An 18815-nucleotide genomic window follows, 5' to 3' on the forward strand; every position below is an offset into this window, starting at 1 on the left:
GCCCTATGGCCCTAGACATCCTCGTCGTCGACGATGAACGCGATATTCGCGAGCTCGTCTCCGGCGTCCTGTGCGACGAGGGCTACGAATGCCGCACGGCAGGTGACAGCAACGGAGCGCTCGCCGCGATCGACGAGCGCCGTCCGAGCCTGGTGCTGCTCGACGTATGGCTCCACGGCAGCCCGATGGACGGGCTCGAAGTGCTCGATGAGATCAAGAAGCGCGAACCCGAGCTGCCGGTGATCATCTTCTCCGGCCACGGCAATATCGACACTGCGGTGTCGGCGGTCGGCCGCGGGGCGATGGATTTTATCGAGAAGCCCTTCGAAGCCGAGCGCCTGCTCCATCTCGTCGGCCGTGCGACCGAGACCGAGCGGCTGCGGCGGGAGAACACCCGTCTGCGGCAGGGTTTCTCGCATGGAGAGGAATTCACCGGTAATTCGCCGGCCATCAACCAGGTTCGTGCGACGCTGAAGCGGGTCGCTAATACGGGAAGCCGCGTGCTCATCAGCGGGCCTGCGGGGGCGGGCAAGGAAGTCGCGGCGCGGCTGCTGCATAGCTGGAGCGCGCGTGCGGATTCCGCCTTCGTCATCGTCAATTCGGCGCGGATCACGCCCGAACGATTCGAGCAGGAACTGTTCGGCGAGGAGGCCGACGGTCAGCTCGTCCGCCCCGGTCTCCTCGAGCTTGCCGACGGCGGAACGCTCTACCTCGACGAAGTGGCGGACATGCCGCTTTCGACCCAGGCGCGAATCCTGCGCGTGCTGACCGAACAATCCTTCGTCCGTGTGGGCGGCAACCGGCAGATCGGCGTTGACGTGCGGGTCGTCTCTTCGACCTCGCGCGATCTGACCGAGGAGATGGAGAACAAGCGCTTTCGCGAGGACCTGTTCTACCGCCTCAACGTGGTGCCCGTCGCCATTCCTTCGCTCGCCGAGCGCCGCGACGACATTCCGGCGCTCGCGCAGCATTTCTTTGCGCGCTACGCCGCCGAGCAGGGCGTACCCGCTCCCGACATTTCGGAGGAGGCGATGGCTGCGCTGCAGGCTTACGATTGGCCCGGCAACGTCCGCCAGTTGAGGAATGTGGTCGAGCGGACAGTGATTCTCTCCCCGCGCGAGAACCTGGAAGTGATCGAGGCCGAGATGCTGCCGAGCGAGGTTACGGGCGGCAAGCTGGGGGGCGCAAATGGCCTTTCCACGCTGATGGGGGTCCCCCTGCGTGAGGCGCGCGAAACGTTCGAGCGCGAGTATCTGAGCATCCAGATCCGGCGTTTTTCGGGCAATATTTCGAAGACGGCGAGCTTCATCGGGATGGAACGCTCGGCACTGCACCGCAAACTGAAGCTGCTCGGAATGGGCGAGCGGCATGCATCGGATCGGAAGGTTTGAACGGCATCGGATTGCAGCACACACAATAACGATTTGCTCGCGGGCACCAATCGCGGCATAATCGGTTATCTAATGCGGCGGCGGCTTTCGGGCCGTGGCCAGAATGCGGACCGCAAGGGCGGCCGCCAAGAAGAAGGAAGCAGCCATGCCTACCGGACAGACGCTTTCCGCGCGTCCCCGATCCAAGCCTGAGTCAAAGCCGGCCGAAGAAGCGAAGCAGCAGGGCCGTCAGGCAAATCTGCAGGACGCGTTTCTGAACATTCTGCGCAAGAACAAGACGCCGGTGACCATGTTCCTGGTGAAGGGCGTCAAGCTGCAGGGCATCGTCACCTGGTTCGACAACTTCTCGATCCTGCTTCGTCGTGACGGCCAGTCACAGCTGGTCTACAAGCACGCGATCTCGACGATCATGCCCGCGCAGCCGATGGACGCCTCGCAGTTTGCGAGCCAGGATTCGAGCAAGAAGCAGCGCTTGCTGCAGGACGTATTCCTTTCGCGCGTGCGCGATGCGGAAGCGCAAGTAACGATGTTCCTCGTCAACGGCGTCATGCTGCAGGGCGCGATTGCGGCTTACGATCTTTTTTGCATGCTGCTGGAGCGCGACGGATACGTCCAGCTCGCCTACAAGCATGCCATCTCGACGATCCAGCCCGCAACGCCCGTCGATCTGACCGACGATGACGACTTCGAAGGCGAGGACGACTGAGCTTCGACGACAACCTTCTCGGTGAGGTTTCGCGCGGCGCGCGGGCGCTGGTCGTGTGTCCGGATATTCGCGGGCAGCACCACGATCTCGAGGCCGAGGCACGTCTTGCCGAAGCAAGCGGGCTTGCGCTCGCTATCGGGATTGTGGTGGCCGAAGCCTTCGTGCTGCCTGTGCGCCAGGTGCGACCGGGCACGCTCTTCGGTGCGGGTCAGGTCGAGAATATCGCGGTCGCCTGTGAGCAGAACGAGGCCGAGCTGGTCGTGGTCGATGGCGCGCTGTCGCCAATCCAGCAGCGCAACCTGGAAGAGGCGCTGAAGCGTAAAGTGATCGACCGCACCGGTCTGATCCTCGAGATATTCGGCGAACGTGCTGCGACTGCCGAAGGCCGTTTGCAAGTCGAACTCGCGCATCTCGATTACCAGCAGAGCCGTCTCGTCCGGTCGTGGACCCACCTCGAGCGCCAGCGCGGCGGCTTCGGGTTCCTCGGAGGCCCGGGCGAGACGCAGATCGAGGCCGACCGGCGGATGATCCGCCAGCGCATGGGGCGGCTGCGCAAGGAACTGGAGCAAGTACGCAAGACGCGTACGCTGCACCGTGAGAGACGCGGCAGGGCACCCTGGCCGGTGATTGCATTGGTTGGTTACACTAACGCCGGGAAATCTACGCTTTTCAATCGTCTAACGGGCGAATCTGTCATGGCGGAAGATCTCCTTTTTGCCACTCTCGATCCGACGATGCGCGCCATCCGCCTGCCGGGCGTGGAGAAGGCGATCCTGTCCGACACCGTCGGCTTCATCTCCGATCTTCCGACCCAGCTCGTCGCGGCCTTTCGTGCCACTCTGGAGGAAGTCACGGGTGCCGACGTGATCGTCCACGTGCGCGACATGGCGAACCCTTCGGCCGGTGCTCAGAAGACGCAGGTCCTTCAGGTGCTCGCCGACCTGGGCGTCGTCGAGGGGGAGGGGGGCGAAAGCACCATTCCCATCGTCGAAGCCTGGAACAAGATCGACCTGCTGCCTGAGGAGCCGTTCGAGGAACTGCTTGCGGTCGCGGACGGTGAGCCGAATATCGTCCCGATCTCTGCTGAAACGGGCGAGGGTGTGGAAGAGCTACTCACTCGGCTCGACGCCCTGCTGACGGCGGGTGCGAAAGTGCACGAGATCGTGCTGCCGGCGGGTGAGGGGCAGAAGATCGCCTGGCTCCACGCACACGGGCAAGTGCTTGGCGACCGCGCGGAGGAGGGCGAGGGCGGCCCCGTCCATCGGCTCCAGGTGCGCCTGACACCGAAGGAATTCGGGCGCTTTGCCAGCCTGCGCTAACGCTCGCTTCGTTTGACCTGCTGCCAAAGCGCCTCTTGCTCGTCGAGCGAGAGATCCGGAAATGCGCCGGCCGCCAGAGCTTCCATGGCACGGAAGCGGCGTTCGAACTTGTCGTTGGCGGCGCGCAGCGCTTCCTCGGCTGGAACGCCGTAAGCGCGCACGAGGTTGACCGCGGCAAACAGCAGATCGCCCGCTTCGGCGGCTTGCTCGTCGGGAGCAGCGTCGGCGAGTTCCTCCATCTCCTCGATTACTTTCGCGCGAGGCCCGCCCGGATCGGGCCAGTCGAAGCCGGCGCGCGCGGCACGCTTCTGGAGTTTCTCTGCACGCATGAGCGCGGGAAGCGCAGCCGCGACGCCGTCGAGCGCGCTTTCTGCGCCCTTGGCCGCGCGTTCCTGCGCCTTGAGCGCTTCCCAGCGTTCCTCGCGCATTCCGCCGGGCATGTCGGTATCGCCGAAGATATGCGGATGGCGAGCCTCGAGCTTGTCGGCGATGGATCGCGCGACGTCGTCGAACTCGAAATGGCCGGCTTCCTCGGCGATCCGTGCCTGGAACACGACCTGGAATAGCAGATCGCCGAGTTCATCGCGGATGTCGGCCACGTCGCCGCGTGCGACGGCGTCGGCCACCTCGTACGCTTCTTCGATGGTGTGCGGCACGATCGTCTCAAAGCGCTGCGCGCGGTCCCACTCACAGCCATGCTCGGGGTCGCGGAGGGTCGCCATGATCTGGAGGAGGCGGGTCAGTTGGTCAGTCATACTGGAATGATAATATATATTATGTAAAATAAAGGACGGCGGAGCCAGGCGCCCTATCCGCCGATCAGCGAGAACAGGAATGCGACCCCGACAAAGATCACGATCCACAACAACGCCATGCGCACGCTCTTCTTCCAGTCCAACCGGAAGGACGCGTACGCAGCGACCGCGACCACGAGCCATCCGATCAACGAGACCATCTGAAGCGCAGCGAGATCTGTCATAGCGCGACCTCCATGCCGTCGTAGCCGACCGAGACGCCTTTCGGCACTTCTTCAGACAAAGCCCGGTAATCCATACTCTTGTCGAGATGCGTCAGGACGGTCTGGCGCGCGTTGCAGCGCTCAGCAAGTTCGAGCGCCATCGCAAGATGTGCGTGCGTCGGATGCGGCTCGCGGCGCAGGCAATCGGTGACGAGCAGATCGACATTCATAAAGGTATCGACCATCTCGCTGCGTATTTCGCTGAAATCCGTCGCATAAGCTACGGATTTTCCGTCGATTTCAAAGCGGAAACCTGTCGATTGCGCTGGCCCGTGGGGCATCTGGCACCATGCGATCGAGAAGCCGGCGCACAGTCTCAGCCGATCGAGCGCTTCCAACGACACGATCGTAGGATAGCCGTGCTGCCCGGCAAAGACGTAGTCGAACCTCCGCCGCAGCCGGTCGGCCGTCGTGGCGGCGGCGTAGCCCGGAATGGGGCCGCCGCGTCCATAGCGAAGCACCCGCAGATCATCGATGCCGTGGCAATGATCGGCATGATCGTGGGTCCAGAACACGGCGTCGATCGCATCGACCTGGTTCGCGAGAAGCTGCTGGCGGAGGTCGGTCGAGGTGTCGACCAGGATCCGGCGGCCTTCATCGCTCTCGAGCAGTATCGACACACGCGTGCGCCGGTTCTTCGGCTCATTTGGATCGCAGTCGCCCCAGTCGTCGCCGATCCGCGGAACGCCGGTGGACGTGCCGGAGCCGAGCAGGATGCACTTCACGCGCTAGCCTTCGAAAAGAGGCGATAGAAGTTGCGTGTGGTCGTCTCTGCAAGCTGCTCCATCGGCTCGTCGCGCAGGTCGGCGACGAACTGCGCCGTGTCGCGCACGAACGCCGGCTCGCACTTCTTGCCGCGATGAGGCACGGGCGCGAGGAACGGACTGTCGGTTTCGATCAGCAGGCGGTCGGCCGGCAATTCGGTCGCGATTTCCTGCAGTTCGGACGCGTTCTTGAAAGTCACTATGCCTGAAAGAGAAATAGTCAGGCCGAGATCCAGAACCTTGCGCGCGAACTCTGCCGAAGCGGTGAAACAGTGGATCAGCGCCGGAAAAGCGCCCTTCTCCATTTCGTCGGCGAGGATCGCGGCGGTATCGTCCTCTGCGTCGCGCGTGTGGATAATCACCGGCAAGCCGGTTTCCCGCGCGACGCCGATGTGTGTGCGAAAGAGCGCCTGCTGCACGACGCGGTCCGACTTGTCGTAATAATAGTCGAGCCCGGTCTCGCCTATTCCGATCACACGCGGATTTTTCGTTGCTGCAAGCAATTCCGCGGCGCCAAGATCCTCGTGCGCATCGGCTTCGTGCGGATGGATGCCGACGCTCGCCCAGACGTCGCTCTCGCGTTCCGCGGTGCCGACCACCCTCTCCCACTCACTGCGGCGGGTGGAGATGTTGAGAAAGCCCACTACCCCGGCTGCTCGGGCACGCGCGAGCACGTCGGGCTGGTTTTCGGCCAGTCCTTCGTATTCGAGATGGCAGTGGCTGTCGATCAGCATCAGGCGGTCTCGTTCTCGGGCAACTCGAGGCGCGGGAACACGCCGACCGGTTTGTCGAGAGCGAACCCGCGATCAACGAGCGCTTCGAACCAGCTGTCGTTCCCGATCGCGGCGTAGTCGCGTGCGTCCCGGGCGACGCCCATTTGGTCTAGCAAGGCGTCGGCAGCGCTGGGCACCACGGGTCGCACCGCTATCGCCAGATCGTGCACGCAGCGGAAGAGCGTCATCAGCACCGCTGCCATCCGCGCGGGATTAGTCTTGCGCAGCGTCCAGGGGGCCTGCTCGTCCACATACTGATTGCAGGCAAAGACCGCCCGCATCCAAGCCTCCAGCCCGACCGAGAAGTTGAGCCGCTCGAACTCACGGGGCAGATCCTCGGAACAGGCCGTCCGTACCGTCTCGATCAACGCCAGGTCCGCTGCGTCCAACTCGCACGTGGCAAGCTTGCCATCCATATTCTTGTGAATCATGGACAAAGTACGTTGAGCCAGATTGCCGAAACTGTTTGCGAGTTCGGCATTTGCGCGGGTCACGATCGCTTCGGGCGAATAGCTGCCGTCTTGCCCGAACGCGATCTCGCGCAGGAAGAAATAGCGCAGCGGGTCGACCCCGAAACGCTCCGCCAGTTCGAGCGGATCGGTGACGTTGCCAAGCGATTTCGATTCTTTCTGGCCCCGGTTGAGCAGGAAGCCGTGCCCGAAAACCTTCCTTGGCAGCGGCAGATCCGCACTCATCAGGAAGGCCGGCCAGTAAACCGTGTGAAAGCGGACGATGTCCTTCCCGATTAGATGCAGATCGGCGGGCCAGAATTTGCGCCAAAGCTCGGTGTCGTGGGGATAGCCGAGGCCGGTGATGTAGTTGGTCAGGGCATCGACCCAGACATACATCACGTGCTCGTCGCTGCCCGGCACCGGCACGCCCCAATCGAAGCTCGTACGGCTGACCGAAAGATCCTTGAGACCACCCGAGACGAAGGCGATCATCTCGTTGCGGCGGCTCTCCGGTTCGACGAAGCCCGGCGTCCGCAGCAGTTCCAGCAGCGGTTCCTGGTACTTGGACAGTCTGAAGAACCAGCTTTCCTCGACCGTCCATTCCACCGGCGTACCCTGCGGCGAGAGCCTCTCTCCGCCCTCGCCCTCGACCAGTTCTTTTTCATCGTAGTAGGCCTCGTCGCGGACGGAATACCAGCCTTCGTATCGGTCGAGATAGAGGTCGCCGTTCGCCTCCATCGCCCGCCAGATTGCCTGACTGGCGCGGTGGTGATCTTCTTCCACGGTGCGGATAAAGCGATCGTAGGAGATGTTAAGCACGTCCGCCATATCTTTGAAATAGCCAGCCATTTCGTCGGCGAGTTCGCGAGCGGTCCTGCCCTGCTCGGCCGCCTTGCGCGCCATCTTGAGGCCGTGCTCGTCGGTTCCGGTCTGGAAGCGAACTTCGCGCCCCAGGGCCCGCTGGAACCGGGCGACGACATCCGCCGCAACGGCTTCGTACGCATGGCCGATGTGCGGTCGGCCGTTGGGATAATTGATTGCGGTGGTAATGTAGAAAGGATCAGGCATCGGCGCGCTCGCTAGCGGGCGCGGCGGAGGCGAGCAAGGTGCCGATCTCCATTACCAGCAGACCCGGATCGAAATTGTAGGTTGGAGCCTCCCCGGCGAGGCGGACGAGCGCGGCATGCGCGTCGACCAGATTCGACCAATCGACTCTGCTCTCGCCGGCCATTTGGCCAGCGAGCACCGAGCGGGCCAGATCGAGGATCGCGGCCATTCTCTCGCGGTCCGGACGCGCCCCGATCGCCTCCGCGAGCTGTCCGCGCAGTTCGAAGCTCTGGTCGCCCTCCCGGACGATCCGCGTCATCAGCGCATCGAGCGGAGCCAGGTCACGCTCCACGAAATCGAGCGCCGCCCCTGGAGAGCCGCTGGCGGCGCGCACGGCGGCTTCGCGCGTCTTGACGTCGATGTCGGGCGCTTGCTCTGCAAGCCAGCCCGCCAGATCGGCCTCAGCGAGCGCTGGAAACCGCACTACGCGACAGCGCGAGCGGATCGTCGGCAGGAGCTTGGCCGGCCTGTGTGCGACGAGCAAGAAGAAGGTGCCCGCCGGGGGTTCCTCCAGGCTCTTGAGCAGCGCATTGGACGCGCTCTTCTCAAGATCATCCGCGGGATCGATGATGACGGCCCGCCGCGATCCCAACGTAGGCCGGGTGGTTAATCGCTGCTGCATCGCGCGGATCTGTGCGACGGTGATGTTGCGCTTGACCTCGTAGGGCTTGCCTTCCTCGCGCTTGCGCTCCTCCTTCTCGTCCTTCGGCAGGCGCGTGAGGATATGGACGTCGGGATGCGGGCCTTGGGGCTGGGGAACGCCCGGTTCGGCGCAAAGCTCGCGCGCGGCTGCCTCGGCGAAACCCATCTTGCCGAGGCCACGTCTGCCCGCAAGGAGCCAGGCGTGATGCATGCGCTCACCCCGCAGGGCGTCGCGCCATTGCCGCCAGGGTTCATCGTGACCGAGCATCATCGTCACGCAGCCTTTCGCAAAAGCGGCTCGACCATCTTGAGGACGCGCGCATGGACTTCTTGGGGCGTTCCCGCGCCCTCCACCACGGCAAAAGCGGCAGGATCGGCATCCGCAAAACGGCGGAAGGCCTCCGCCACCTCCGCATGATAAGCGGCATCCCGCCCGCCGATCGCGTCCGACCGTCCGGCGTCGCGCGCAGCAAGGCGAGTCGCTGCGACATCGGGCGCGACGTTGATCAATACGGCGAGGTCCGGATGCAATCCACCGCTGCCGATGTCGTGCAACGCGCGTACGGCATCGTCGCCGAGCCCGCCGGCGCTGCCCTGATAGGCTCTGCTCGAATCCACGAAGCGGTCGCACACGACCCATCGGCCCTCCTCGAGTGCAGGGCGGATGCGGCGTGCGACGTGATCCGCACGCGCCGCGGCGAACAGTAGTGCTTCCGCGCGTGCGCCCCATCCCTCCCCCGGCGGGTCCAACAAGAGTCCGCGAATAGCCTCCGCGCCGGGTGTGCCGCCCGGCTCGCGCGTCAACTCAACGTCGATACCGCGCGCGGCCAATGTGTCGGCGAGCATCTTCGCCTGGGTGGACTTGCCGGTCCCCTCGCCGCCCTCGAACGCAATGAAACGGCCGCGGGTCATCGAAACAGGCCTACGACGCCGTTCACCAGCCGCTGCCAGGTGTTCGCCTGCGGGACGGCCTCTCCCGTCAGCAGTGGCACCCGCGACGGCGGCGCGCCTTCGACCGCAATTTCCAGCTCGGCCACGCGCTCGCCCTCTTCCAGTGGTGCTTCGAGCGGACCTTCATAGCGGATCGTCAGGCGCGGTGTGGCCTTCACCCCTTCGGGAAAGGTCGCGTGGATGGACCCAGCCGCGACCAGTGGAACTGTGCTGCGGGCCCCTTCCTGCACCAGGGCTTCGCCGACATAACCGCCGCGCGCGTAGAGCTTGCGGGTGTCGAAAGCGTCGAATCCCCATTCCATCATCGCGACCGAGGCATCGTTGCGGTCGCGCGGGGTCGGTGCGGTTGCCGCGACCATTATCAGCCGCCGGCCATCCCGTTCGGCGCTGCCGAGGAAGCCGTAGCCCGCCTGATTGGTGAAGCCGGTCTTGATTCCGTCTGCACCTTTGACCCGGCCGGTGATCGGGTCGTGGTTCGCCTGCGCGATCCCGCGATACGTCATGCCCTCCCGCCCGAAATAGAAGCGATAGAGGTCGGGATGACGAGTGATCATCTCGCGCGCGAGAACGGCCAGGTCGTTGGCGGTCGTGAAGGTCCGCCCCTCGTCCATCCAGCCATTGGGCGTGCCAAAGTGGCTGTCGGTCATCCCGATCTCGCGCGCCTTGGCGTTCATCATCGCGACCCAGTTGTCGACCGACCCTGCCGCGCCTTCGGCAAGCACCACCGCTGCATCGTTCGCCGAGACGCTCGTGATGCCGAGCAGCAGAGTTTCGACCGTGACGGGTTCGCTCCTGTCCAGGAACATGCGCGATCCCTTACCGTACCATTCGCGGTAGGCGTTCTCGCTCATCATGTAAGACTGGCCGGGCGAGAGTTTGCCGCCGTCGATCAGCTCGAAGGCGAGAAACGCCGTCATCACCTTGGTGATCGAGGCGGGCATGAAACGGCGCTCGGCCTCGCGCGAAAACAGCACCTGGCCGGAGGAGAGGTCGACGAGCAGCGCGATCGGCGCGCCGGGGAACGGCTGCACCGTCCCCGGCTCGGGATCGGCGCTACCCGCTGCACTGGCAAGCGCCAGCACGGGAAGCACGGCGAAATATCGAAGAAGACCGGTCAATTGCGCTCCCGCCGCCGGCGGGAAGCCGGCGGATCAACCTGCTGTGGACACTCTCGCGTCGCTATAACCGGCAGCGCGTACCTTGGCGAGCGCGGCTTCGGCCTGTCCACGGGTCGTATAGGGCCCCATGCGGACACGGTAGAACCGCCCGGCCTTGGAGACGAACCCGCCCAGCGCGCCGGCCGCGCGATCGGCGTTTTCCTTCCTCGAGAAGGCGGCGGCCTGGACTACGAAGCGACCGGCAGGTGTTGCCGGTTGCGCGGCGATCGCCTCGTTCAGAGGCGGAAGCGGATGAGCGGTCGCCCCGGACTGCGCCACCGGAGCCGCCACGGGTTCGGTGAGCCTCGATGCAGCAGACTCGCTCACCACCTGAACGCCCGAAGGAACGGGCGGTTTGTGCCCATCGGCAAGACTGGCCGACCCTTCCTTCGGCAGATTGCGGCGCAGGACCCCGAGCAGTGTCTCCGGCGTATCCATGCGCAGCGGCGCGGTGCGGCCGGCGCGAAGGTCGGCCCGCTGCACTTCCGGCGGATTCACCCGGCGGACCCGCACCGGTGCGCCTTCGCTCGCCCCCAACTGCGTAAGCGCGTCGGGCGATAACGCGACCAGCCTTTTGGTCGACATCGGCCCACGCCGTTCGACCCGCGCGAGGATAGTCCGCCCGGTTTCAAGCGAGGTGACTTCGACGTAGCTCGGCAGCGGAAGGGTCTTGTGCGCCGCGGTCACGCCCGCGCCGGCATCGTCGGCGGCAAGATAGCCGACCTCATCGTAGTTCATCACGTCGGTCGGAACGTATTCGACCCCATCGATGGTGAACGGATCGCCGAGCACCATGGGATAATCGGCCGCCGGTCCGGTCGGCTGCGCCGCGAGCGGCGATCCCGCTTCAGCAGCAGGACGATCGCCTCCGCCCGCCGAGCCGCACCCCGCCAGCACAGCGCTCAGCGCGAGCGCGGCGGCTCCACGAAACAGATCATCGGGCAATCTCATCTGCAAGCAATCCCACACTCATCGCGTAGTAGTTCGAGCAGTTGTATTCGAGGATAACCCTATAATTTGCCGTTAAGAGCCAGGCCGGAGTCCCTGGCCCATCGGGCTGAAAGAGCGAGGCCATCACGCTGTCGTCCAGCGGGCGCTGCGGCTGAACGCCAAGCGCCCGCCACTCGCCCACGGTCCGCCACTGGCTATGCCGTTCATGCACGCGCGGGCACACGGGCGAGGCGACCTTGCTGCGCACGGCGGACCAGTTGAACCCGCTCGGCACCGACGCGCGCACGCCCCAGGGCTGCCCGGCCCGCCAGCCTGCATCGCGGAAATAGTTGGCAATCGACGCGAGCGTATCGGCGCTGTTGTTGAAGATGTTCGCCCGTCCGTCGCCGTCGCCGTCGGCAGCCAGGCGCAGATAGACGCTCGGCAGGAACTGCGGATTGCCGAACGCGCCGGCCCAGCTTCCCCGGAGCTGCGAGCGAGGATAGCCCTTGTCGGCGACCTTGAGCAGGTCGATGAACTCGCCCGCGAACAGCTCCCGGCGGCGTCCTTCCCAGGCAAGGGTGGCAAGCGCCTGGGCGAGGTCGAAGCTTCCGGTAACCGCGCCATAGGCGGTTTCATGTCCCCAGATAGCGACCAGGACCTCGCCGGGCACGCCATACTCGCGCTCTATCGCCCGGATTGTGCCGAGCGAGGAGGAATAGGCGCGCCGGCCGCCATTGATACGGGCCGCGTCAACGTGACTATCGATGTAGGAGGATAGCGGAGGGTACCCGCTACCGCTCGACGACGATCCCGGCTGCCCGCGATCGAGTTCGATTACGCGGTGATTGGGCTGAAGCCCCTGGGTCATGCGCGCGATCGTCGCTTCGCTGACGCCTTCCGCCCGCGCCTGCGCCGCCAACTGCTGCAGATAAGTGTCGAAAGGCATGTCCTGCGCTGTGGCAGGAACCGCAGGTGTGAATACCGCGGCGGAGAGGGCGAGATTCAGAAAGGCGCGCTTGATCATGCGAACGTTGTGGCAGAGCCCAGTTTAACCGCAAATGATTTTCGATGTTTACGATGTCGCGAAGGCCGAACCGCCTCGCCGATGATGACAAGCGCCCGCGTAGGCGCTAGCGGGCGCAATCAGCGGACAGGTGGCCGAGTGGTTTAAGGCAGCGGTCTTGAAAACCGCCGTGGGTTAACGCCCACCGTGGGTTCGAATCCCACCCTGTCCGCCACCTTCAGCCTGAAATGCGGTGGAGGGTCCGCCCGATTGGCCTTAGAGGGTCTGTGCTCGCTGCGCGTGTGCAGCAGATGATCTTCGCGCACGCCGCCCGTCCGGTTCGCCTCGCAGCGGTCGCCATCGTGATCCTGCGGGTCATCGTCGATCTCGAATTCCATCGCACCTCTCCTTCGATGGAGAAACGCGTGGCCAGCCAAGCGGAAGCGGCCCCGTCGACAGAGCGCCCCGTTTTCTCGCCGAACCGCTGTCAGGCGGTTATCGCGTGGCGCCGGAGCGCTTCGTAGTCGGCCCGACAAGCCTCCGCAGTCCATCGTGGCGATCGTTTCCGCCGCCATCGGATGCGGCTCCCCCGTCGCTTTGAGGAATGCTCCGTAGAACGGTTCGTCCGAGACGGCGCAATCGGCTCGCGAGGAGAAGCTGCGCATCATCGCGGTCGAGATGTTGCGCGGGCCGGACCACATGGCGATGCGGATCGTCACGGCCGCGCCCTCCCGCGACATCCCGCGCGAGGCGATCGAGATATGGATCGCCTTCGCGCCGCGCCACAGGCGGTCGAGATGCCGGTCGAGGAAAGCAAGGTGGCCGCGATGCAGCCTGATGCCTTCCCACACGCCATCGCCGAGCATGAAACCGCTGTCGAACACGCTGACTTTCGCTTCGGCACGCGGGAAATGCTCGCCGTTCACGTCGATCAGAATAGTCTCGTTTCGCCCATCCGGAACGTAGTGGTGCGTGCCCGCGTCATTCGCTCAGTGCCCTCTCTGGACGATGTCGTCCATCATCTCGCGCAGCTTCGGATCCCATTCGGCGCGCAATTCCCTGATCTTGGCGAGCAGGGGTTCGTTCTCGTAGGCGGGAATATCGAGCCGGTAGAGGTCCGCGACTTCACGCATCGAAGTGCGGTCCATTTCCTCGAACGCATCCGCCATCGCGCGGGCCGCCTGCCGGTCGGCGCCGAGCGCTTCATAGGCGGAGCGGCCCATGCGGATCGCAGCGTCGTAGGTCTCGCGGATCACGTCGCGGCATCCCATCGCCCACAAATGATAGACATGGTCACGATCGATGGCGCGCGCGATGACATGGAGCTGCGGGAAATTCTTGATCGCATACTGCACGAGCTTGTCGATCTGCTCACGCTCGTCGAGTGCCACGATCAGCAGCTTCGCACGCGCGATCCCGGCTGAAGCCAGCAAGTCGGGCCGGGTCGCGTCACCGAAATAGCTCTTCACGCCGAACTTCTTGAGATGCTCGAGATGCGTTGAATCGTAGTCGATCACCGTCGCCCGGCGTCCTGCGGCGTCGAGCATTCGGTCGACGATCCCTCCGACCCGGCCGCGGCCTGCGATGATGATCGGGTTTTCCTCCTCGATCGTGTCCGCCTCGCGCTCTTCCCCGCGGCAATAGGCTGCCTCGATCAGTCTGCTATAGGCGATGAACAGCAGCGGTGTGGCGAGCATCGTGAGCGCCACGATCAGCAGCAGCATGTCCGCGGTTTCGCCGTCGAGGACGAAATTGGCCACGGCAAAACCGATCAACACGAACGCGAATTCCCCCGCCTGCGCCAGGCTGAGAGAGAAGAGCCAAGACGCCTGACGCCGGATTCCGGCCACGCGCGCGATCAACGCCAGAACCGCGGCCTTCACCGCGATCACGACCGCTGCCCAGAACAGAACCGTGTTCCAGTTCTCCATCGCCAGTGTGAAGTCGATTCCCGCCCCGACGGTAATGAAGAACAGGCCCAGCAGCAGGCCCTTGAACGGCTCGATGTCACTTTCAAGCTCGTGCCGGTATTCGCTGTTCGCCAGTACCACCCCTGCCAGAAAAGTGCCGAGCGCGGGCGAGAGGCCGACGATCGTCATCAGCAGCGCGATGCCGATCACGAAGACGAGCGCCGTGGCGGTGAACAATTCGCGCAAGTGCGCCGCAGCGATGAAGCGGAAGACCGGCCGGGTGAGATAGGTGCCGATAAGCACGACCGCTCCGACCGCGGCAAGCGTCGTCAAGCCGGAGAGCCAGACCGGCATGCCTTCGGTCAGGTTGAAGCCGCCGCCGTGGCCATGAGCGGCTTCCGCGCTTGCGGCCCCTGCCGTAGCGAGTTCGGGCAAGGCAAGAAACGGCAAGATGGCGAGCATTGGAATGACCGCCACATCCTGAAAGAGCAGGACTGAAAAGCTTGCTTCACCGCCCTCGCTCTTCAGCAGCCCCTTTTCGGTGAGCGTCTGCACGATGATTGCGGTGGACGAGAGGGCGAGTACCATCCCGATCGCGAGCGCGGTGCGCCACTCCTGTCCCGCGGCCATCATCGCGCCGGCGAGCGCAAGCGTGGTCAGCAGGACCTGCCCGCCCCCAAGTCCGACAAGGCGCCGGCGCATTTCCCACAGCTTCTTCGGCTCGAGCTCCAGCCCGACGATGAACAGCATCATGACCACGCCGAACTCGGCGAAGGCCTGCAGAGCACCCACGTCGACCCGAAGGGCGCCGAGCAATGGTGAAATCGCCATCCCCGCGAGAAGATAGCCGAGCACCGATCCCAACCCGAACCGGGTGGCGAGCGGCACGGCCACCACGCCCGCCATCATGATCACGAAGGCGAGAATCAGGAACTCGGTCATCTCACCCTCCTCGCTCGGTTACCACTCGCGAGTCCCGGCGCACGCCGGTACCTCAGACCGCTCCCGGACGTCTTTCCGCCTTCGTCTAAGGCCCGAGCCTAGGCCGGCCTCGCAACTCCTAGATATGCAGCGCGCGGCCGTAAGCGCCGAGCACACTCTCGTGCATCATCTCCGAAAGAGTTGGATGAGGGAAGACCGTCTGCATCAGCTCGGCTTCAGTCGTCTCCAGCGTCTTGCCGACGGTATAGCCCTGAATCAGCTCGGTAACTTCGGCGCCGATCATGTGCGCGCCGAGCAGTTCGCCGGTCTTCGCGTCGAACACGGTCTTGATGAAGCCTTCCGCTTCACCCAGTGCGATCGCCTTACCGTTGCCGATGAAGGGGAAGTTGCCGACCTTCACTTCGTGACCGGCTTCCTTGGCCTTCGCCTCGGTCATGCCGACGCTGGCGATCTGCGGATGGCAATAGGTGCAGCCCGGGATGTTGTTGCGGTCGAGCGGGTGTGGGTGGACATCCTTGTTGCCCAGTTCCTGCGCGATCGCCTCGGCCGCGGTGACGCCTTCATGGCTTGCCTTGTGCGCCAGCCAAGGCCCAGGCGTACAATCACCGATCGCCCACAGGCCTTTCGTCTTCGTGCGGCCGTACGGATCGATCTGAATGAAACCGCGGTCCATTTCGACCAGCTTCTCCAAGCCGACATTTTCCGTGTTGGGCTGGATGCCGACGGCGACGATCACGTGGCTGAACTCGGTGTCCGAGGTCTTGCCGTCCTTCGCCTTGATCTTCGCCTTCACCCCGCTCGCACCGACCTTCAGGTCCTCGACGCCCGCTCCGGTCATGATCGTCATGCCCTGCTTGGTGAGCGACTTTTCGAGGAAGGTGGAGACGTCCTTGTCCTCCACGGGCACGATCCGGTCGAGCATCTCCACGACTGTAACTTCGGCGCCCATATCGTTGTAGAAGCTTGCGAATTCGATTCCGATCGCGCCGCTGCCGATGACAAGCAACTTCTTCGGCATCTCGGGCGGGGTCATCGCATGGCGATAGGTCCAAACGCGCTTTCCGTCGGCCTTCGCGAAGGGAAGGTCCCGCGCCCGCGCGCCGGTCGCGACGATCACGTGCTTGGCCTCCAGCTTCTCCTCGCCCTTGTCTCCTTTGACGGTCAGCGAGGTCGGGCCGGTCATGGTCCCTTCGCCCATGTGGACCGTGATCTTGTTCTTCTTCATCAGGTGCGTGACGCCCTGGTTGAGCTGCTTGGCGACACCCCGACTGCGCTTCACCACCGCTTCGAGATCGGCCTCTATCTCCTTGGCTTTGAGGCCATAATCCTGCGCGTGCTGCATGTAGTGGAATATCTCGGCCGAGCGCAGCAGCGCCTTGGTCGGGATGCAGCCCCAGTTGAGGCAGATACCGCCCAGGTTCTCGCGCTCGACGATCGCGGTCTTCAAACCGAGCTGAGCGCAGCGGATCGCCGCGACATAGCCGCCGGGGCCCGAACCGAGCACGATAACGTCGTATTTGTCAGCCATTCGTCATTTCCTTGGGGAGTGATGTCGCCGCCTCGCCAACCGCCCGCGGGCGATCGTTTTCGTCGAGCAGCACGAATTTGAAAGTTCCGGCCGCGACCTTGACGGTCGCCTCGCCATTGCGTTCACGCGCTATCGCTTCGGCGGCGACAGTCAGCGACGTGCGGCCGGTCGCGGCGATGTCGCAGTAAACCGAGAGTTCGTCGCCCACCGTCATCGCGCCGGGAAACGCGAAGTCGGTGGCGGAGACCACGACCGCCTTGCCCCGCCCTACCTGGCTCGCGAGCGACCCTGCGGCGAGGGCCATCTGACTCATCAGCCATCCCCCGAACACGCCACCATAAGGGTTGGTGTCCGCCGGCATGGCGGTGACGCGGATCGAAGGGACGCGGGCAGCGCTCATGTCCGTCATCCCACCACCAGTTCGAGGTTTTCGGCGATGACCCAACCATGGCGGCACGGCCCGTCATACAAGCGCTTCTCCGGCACGGGGCTGCTGACGCGGCAGTCGCCGAGTTCCTGGAACTTGCCTGATGGATAGACGATGCCCTGCCACTCGCCCGACGCCTCGCACAGCCAGACGAGCGTCTTGTGCGGAAGTTTCTCGCTTTCGGGAGCCTCGGGATCGGGGCGCTCGCGTACCGGCTCCTCTTCGTCGTATGTTGCGATGCGCGCGATCCCTCCGCAGGCATCCGCCCCCGGTCCTTCCAGCCCGATCATCGGCACACGCACTTCGCCCGCCGGTGCAGTCGGGGGCGCGGGCGGACCTATGACCTGCGCGGTCAGCAGGATGGCGGGCAGCAGGCCCACGTCAGACGAGTAGTCCCATCGGATTTTCGACCAGGTTCCTGAAGGCCTCCATCAGCTTGGCGCCATCGACACCGTCGATCGCCCGGTGGTCGAAGCTGCCCGTAGCGGTCATCATCGTGGCGACGCCAAGCGCATCGTCGATTACGTGAGGCCGCTTCTCGCCTGCGCCGACCGCCAGGATCATCGCCTGCGGCGGATTGATCACGGCGTCGAACTGCTTGGTCCCGAACATGCCGAGGTTGGAGATCGAGGCCGTGCCGCCCTGGTACTCGTGCGGCTGCAGCTTGCCGTCGCGCGCCTTGCCCGCGAGTTCCTTCATTTCGGTCGAGATCTGCGCCAGACCTTTGTGTCCGGCATCGACAACGATCGGGGTGATCAGTCCGCTCGGCGCGGCAACCGCGACGGAAATGTCCTGCCGCGTGTACTGGTGGAGCTCATCACCCTGGAAGCTGACGTTGCACTGCGGCACACGCTGCAGCGCCCGTGCGAGAGCCTTGATCAGGAGGTCGTTGACCGAGAGCTTGACGCCGTCCGCCTCGAGGCTGGCGTTGAGCTCTCCGCGCAGTTTCAACAGCGCATCGAGCCGCACGTCCACCGTGAGATAGATATGCGGGATCGTCTGCTTTGCTTCCGTCAGCCTGCGCGCGATGACCTTGCGCACGTTGTTGAGCTTCTGTGCCTCGTAAGGCGCGCCGAACTCGCTCTGCTGAGCGCCCGCAGGGGCTGCGGTCTTTGCCGGCTCTGCGGCCTTGGAAGGGGCTTGCGCTTGCCCGGCGGCGGTCGGCGCACCCTCGACATCCGCTTTCACGATTCGCCCGTTGGGCCCACTTCCCTGAACCGACGCGAGATCGATCCCCTTCTGCTCGGCGATACGTTTGGCCAGCGGAGAGGCGATCACACGGTCGCCATCGGCTTTGGGCGCAGCGGGGGTTTTCGGCTTCTCCTGAGCCCCCGCGGAGGTGGGGGATTTCGGCCGCTCGTCGGACGGTTTTTCTTCGCCGCCGGAGGCCCCGGCCTTCGCTGGGGCCCGGTCCTTCTTCCCAGTCTCTTCGCTCTCGGCAGGCTTTGATTCCGCCGCAGCCTTCGCGTCTTCCGGATCCTCATCCTCGCCGGCGAGCGTAGCGATCACGGTGCCGACTTTCACGCCTTCGGTGCCTTCCGGCACCTCGATCTTGACGATCGTTCCTTCGTCGACCGCCTCGAATTCCATCGTCGCCTTGTCGGTCTCGATCTCGGCCATCACGTCGCCGGCGCTGACCTGATCGCCCTCTTTCACGAGCCATCGGGCGAGCGTGCCCTCCTCCATGGTGGGCGAAAGGGCGGGCATCTTGATCGGCGTGGGCATGTTTACGTCGGGTCCTCGCGAATTTTTCGGCCCTGCTCTGGCCAATTTGGCGCGCACGGGCAAGGTC

General features: G+C 64.5%; 19 protein-coding genes, 1 tRNA gene and 1 pseudogene. 5 read left to right on the top strand and 16 right to left on the bottom strand.

From position 1 onward, the window contains the following. The first annotated feature begins 5 nt into the window (after window positions 1-5). The 3 genes from ntrX (at window position 6) to hflX (ending at window position 3416) form a co-directional block, all read left to right on the top strand. Complete coding sequence (gene ntrX, locus D2V04_RS05015; protein WP_119512189.1) at window positions 6-1391, top strand: nitrogen assimilation response regulator NtrX; 1386 nt, start codon at window positions 6-8, stop codon at window positions 1389-1391. Window positions 1392-1536: 145 nt separating this feature from the next. Next, window positions 1537-2097, top strand: a complete 561-nt coding sequence (hfq, locus tag D2V04_RS05020) for an RNA chaperone Hfq (RefSeq protein WP_119512598.1) — start codon at window positions 1537-1539, stop codon at window positions 2095-2097. Between the two features lie 53 nt (window positions 2098-2150). After that, window positions 2151-3416: a GTPase HflX gene (gene hflX / locus D2V04_RS05025; RefSeq protein ID WP_449015108.1), complete on the top strand. Its 1266-nt coding sequence runs from the start codon at window positions 2151-2153 to the stop codon at window positions 3414-3416. Here the strand turns inward: hflX and mazG are convergent. From mazG to D2V04_RS05070, 10 genes are read right to left on the bottom strand one after another with little or no spacing between them, the layout of a single operon-like run. Continuing rightward, window positions 3413-4171: a nucleoside triphosphate pyrophosphohydrolase gene (mazG, locus tag D2V04_RS05030; protein ID WP_119512191.1), complete on the bottom strand. Its 759-nt coding sequence runs from the start codon at window positions 4169-4171 to the stop codon at window positions 3413-3415. The genes hflX and mazG overlap by 4 nt on opposite strands. 53 nt (window positions 4172-4224) lie before the next feature. Next, window positions 4225-4395: a hypothetical protein gene (locus D2V04_RS17880; RefSeq protein ID WP_182849668.1), complete on the bottom strand. Its 171-nt coding sequence runs from the start codon at window positions 4393-4395 to the stop codon at window positions 4225-4227. After that, on the bottom strand, window positions 4392-5159 hold the full coding sequence (locus D2V04_RS05035) for an MBL fold metallo-hydrolase (RefSeq protein ID WP_119512192.1): 768 nt from the start codon (window positions 5157-5159) through the stop codon (window positions 4392-4394). Before D2V04_RS05035 ends, D2V04_RS17880 begins: the two co-directional genes overlap by 4 nt. Then, window positions 5156-5932: a TatD family hydrolase gene (locus D2V04_RS05040; RefSeq protein WP_119512193.1), complete on the bottom strand. Its 777-nt coding sequence runs from the start codon at window positions 5930-5932 to the stop codon at window positions 5156-5158. Before D2V04_RS05040 ends, D2V04_RS05035 begins: the two co-directional genes overlap by 4 nt. Then, window positions 5932-7491: a methionine--tRNA ligase gene (gene metG, locus D2V04_RS05045; RefSeq protein ID WP_119512194.1), complete on the bottom strand. Its 1560-nt coding sequence runs from the start codon at window positions 7489-7491 to the stop codon at window positions 5932-5934. Before metG ends, D2V04_RS05040 begins: the two co-directional genes overlap by 1 nt. Continuing rightward, window positions 7484-8443 (bottom strand): DNA polymerase III subunit delta', encoded by a 960-nt coding sequence (locus D2V04_RS05050; protein ID WP_119512195.1) that lies wholly within the window; start codon window positions 8441-8443, stop codon window positions 7484-7486. Before D2V04_RS05050 ends, metG begins: the two co-directional genes overlap by 8 nt. 2 nt (window positions 8444-8445) lie before the next feature. Further along, window positions 8446-9084: a dTMP kinase gene (gene tmk, locus D2V04_RS05055; protein WP_119512196.1), complete on the bottom strand. Its 639-nt coding sequence runs from the start codon at window positions 9082-9084 to the stop codon at window positions 8446-8448. After that, window positions 9081-10241, bottom strand: coding sequence for a D-alanyl-D-alanine carboxypeptidase family protein (locus D2V04_RS05060; RefSeq protein WP_228766271.1), 1161 nt, complete (start codon window positions 10239-10241; stop codon window positions 9081-9083). Before D2V04_RS05060 ends, tmk begins: the two co-directional genes overlap by 4 nt. 33 nt (window positions 10242-10274) lie before the next feature. Further along, entirely contained in the window at window positions 10275-11231 is a 957-nt protein-coding gene (locus D2V04_RS05065; RefSeq protein WP_119512197.1) for an SPOR domain-containing protein, read from the bottom strand. Further along, complete coding sequence (locus D2V04_RS05070; protein WP_119512198.1) at window positions 11215-12237, bottom strand: lytic murein transglycosylase; 1023 nt, start codon at window positions 12235-12237, stop codon at window positions 11215-11217. The genes D2V04_RS05065 and D2V04_RS05070 overlap by 17 nt, the downstream gene beginning before the upstream one ends. Before the next feature lie 124 nt (window positions 12238-12361). On the opposite strand from D2V04_RS05070, the gene D2V04_RS05075 reads away from it, so the two are divergent. Next, window positions 12362-12451 (top strand) — tRNA-Ser (locus tag D2V04_RS05075). Window positions 12452-12518: 67 nt separating this feature from the next. Then, a complete protein-coding gene (locus tag D2V04_RS05080; protein ID WP_147391772.1) occupies window positions 12519-12740 on the top strand; it encodes a hypothetical protein in 222 nt (73 codons plus the stop codon). A 39-nt stretch (window positions 12741-12779) separates the two neighbouring features. On the opposite strand, the pseudogene D2V04_RS18345 reads toward D2V04_RS05080, so the two are convergent. The 6 genes and pseudogenes from D2V04_RS18345 to D2V04_RS05115 all read right to left on the bottom strand — a co-directional run. Further along, window positions 12780-13082: pseudogene (locus D2V04_RS18345) on the bottom strand (sulfotransferase-like domain-containing protein); the annotation flags it as partial. 123 nt (window positions 13083-13205) lie between these two features. After that, window positions 13206-15068: a cation:proton antiporter domain-containing protein gene (locus D2V04_RS05095; protein ID WP_119512200.1), complete on the bottom strand. Its 1863-nt coding sequence runs from the start codon at window positions 15066-15068 to the stop codon at window positions 13206-13208. Between the two features lie 118 nt (window positions 15069-15186). Beyond that, entirely contained in the window at window positions 15187-16596 is a 1410-nt protein-coding gene (lpdA, locus tag D2V04_RS05100; RefSeq protein ID WP_119512201.1) for a dihydrolipoyl dehydrogenase, read from the bottom strand. After that, on the bottom strand, window positions 16589-16996 hold the full coding sequence (locus D2V04_RS05105; protein WP_407672045.1) for an acyl-CoA thioesterase: 408 nt from the start codon (window positions 16994-16996) through the stop codon (window positions 16589-16591). Before D2V04_RS05105 ends, lpdA begins: the two co-directional genes overlap by 8 nt. Before the next feature lie 5 nt (window positions 16997-17001). Next, entirely contained in the window at window positions 17002-17403 is a 402-nt protein-coding gene (locus D2V04_RS05110) for a hypothetical protein (RefSeq protein ID WP_119512203.1), read from the bottom strand. Between the two features lies 1 nt (window position 17404). After that, window positions 17405-18748, bottom strand: coding sequence for a pyruvate dehydrogenase complex dihydrolipoamide acetyltransferase (locus D2V04_RS05115; protein WP_119512204.1), 1344 nt, complete (start codon window positions 18746-18748; stop codon window positions 17405-17407). Between the last annotated feature and the right edge of the window lie 67 nt (window positions 18749-18815).

The organism is Pelagerythrobacter aerophilus (genome assembly GCF_003581645.1).
GTDB classification, from domain to species: domain Bacteria; phylum Pseudomonadota; class Alphaproteobacteria; order Sphingomonadales; family Sphingomonadaceae; genus Pelagerythrobacter; species Pelagerythrobacter aerophilus.

Coding starts and splice junctions, on each gene's coding strand:
- ntrX (WP_119512189.1), top strand. CDS start 6: ATGGCCCTAGACATCCTCGTCGTCGACGATGAACGCGATATTCGCGAG.
- hfq (WP_119512598.1), top strand. CDS start 1,537: ATGCCTACCGGACAGACGCTTTCCGCGCGTCCCCGATCCAAGCCTGAG.
- mazG (WP_119512191.1), bottom strand. CDS start 4,171: ATGACTGACCAACTGACCCGCCTCCTCCAGATCATGGCGACCCTCCGC.
- D2V04_RS17880 (WP_182849668.1), bottom strand. CDS start 4,395: ATGACAGATCTCGCTGCGCTTCAGATGGTCTCGTTGATCGGATGGCTC.
- D2V04_RS05040 (WP_119512193.1), bottom strand. CDS start 5,932: ATGCTGATCGACAGCCACTGCCATCTCGAATACGAAGGACTGGCCGAA.
- metG (WP_119512194.1), bottom strand. CDS start 7,491: ATGCCTGATCCTTTCTACATTACCACCGCAATCAATTATCCCAACGGC.
- D2V04_RS05050 (WP_119512195.1), bottom strand. CDS start 8,443: ATGATGCTCGGTCACGATGAACCCTGGCGGCAATGGCGCGACGCCCTG.
- tmk (WP_119512196.1), bottom strand. CDS start 9,084: ATGACCCGCGGCCGTTTCATTGCGTTCGAGGGCGGCGAGGGGACCGGC.
- D2V04_RS05065 (WP_119512197.1), bottom strand. CDS start 11,231: ATGAGATTGCCCGATGATCTGTTTCGTGGAGCCGCCGCGCTCGCGCTG.
- D2V04_RS05070 (WP_119512198.1), bottom strand. CDS start 12,237: ATGATCAAGCGCGCCTTTCTGAATCTCGCCCTCTCCGCCGCGGTATTC.
- D2V04_RS05095 (WP_119512200.1), bottom strand. CDS start 15,068: ATGACCGAGTTCCTGATTCTCGCCTTCGTGATCATGATGGCGGGCGTG.
- lpdA (WP_119512201.1), bottom strand. CDS start 16,596: ATGGCTGACAAATACGACGTTATCGTGCTCGGTTCGGGCCCCGGCGGC.
- D2V04_RS05105 (WP_407672045.1), bottom strand. CDS start 16,996: ATGAGCGCTGCCCGCGTCCCTTCGATCCGCGTCACCGCCATGCCGGCG.
- D2V04_RS05115 (WP_119512204.1), bottom strand. CDS start 18,748: ATGCCCACGCCGATCAAGATGCCCGCCCTTTCGCCCACCATGGAGGAG.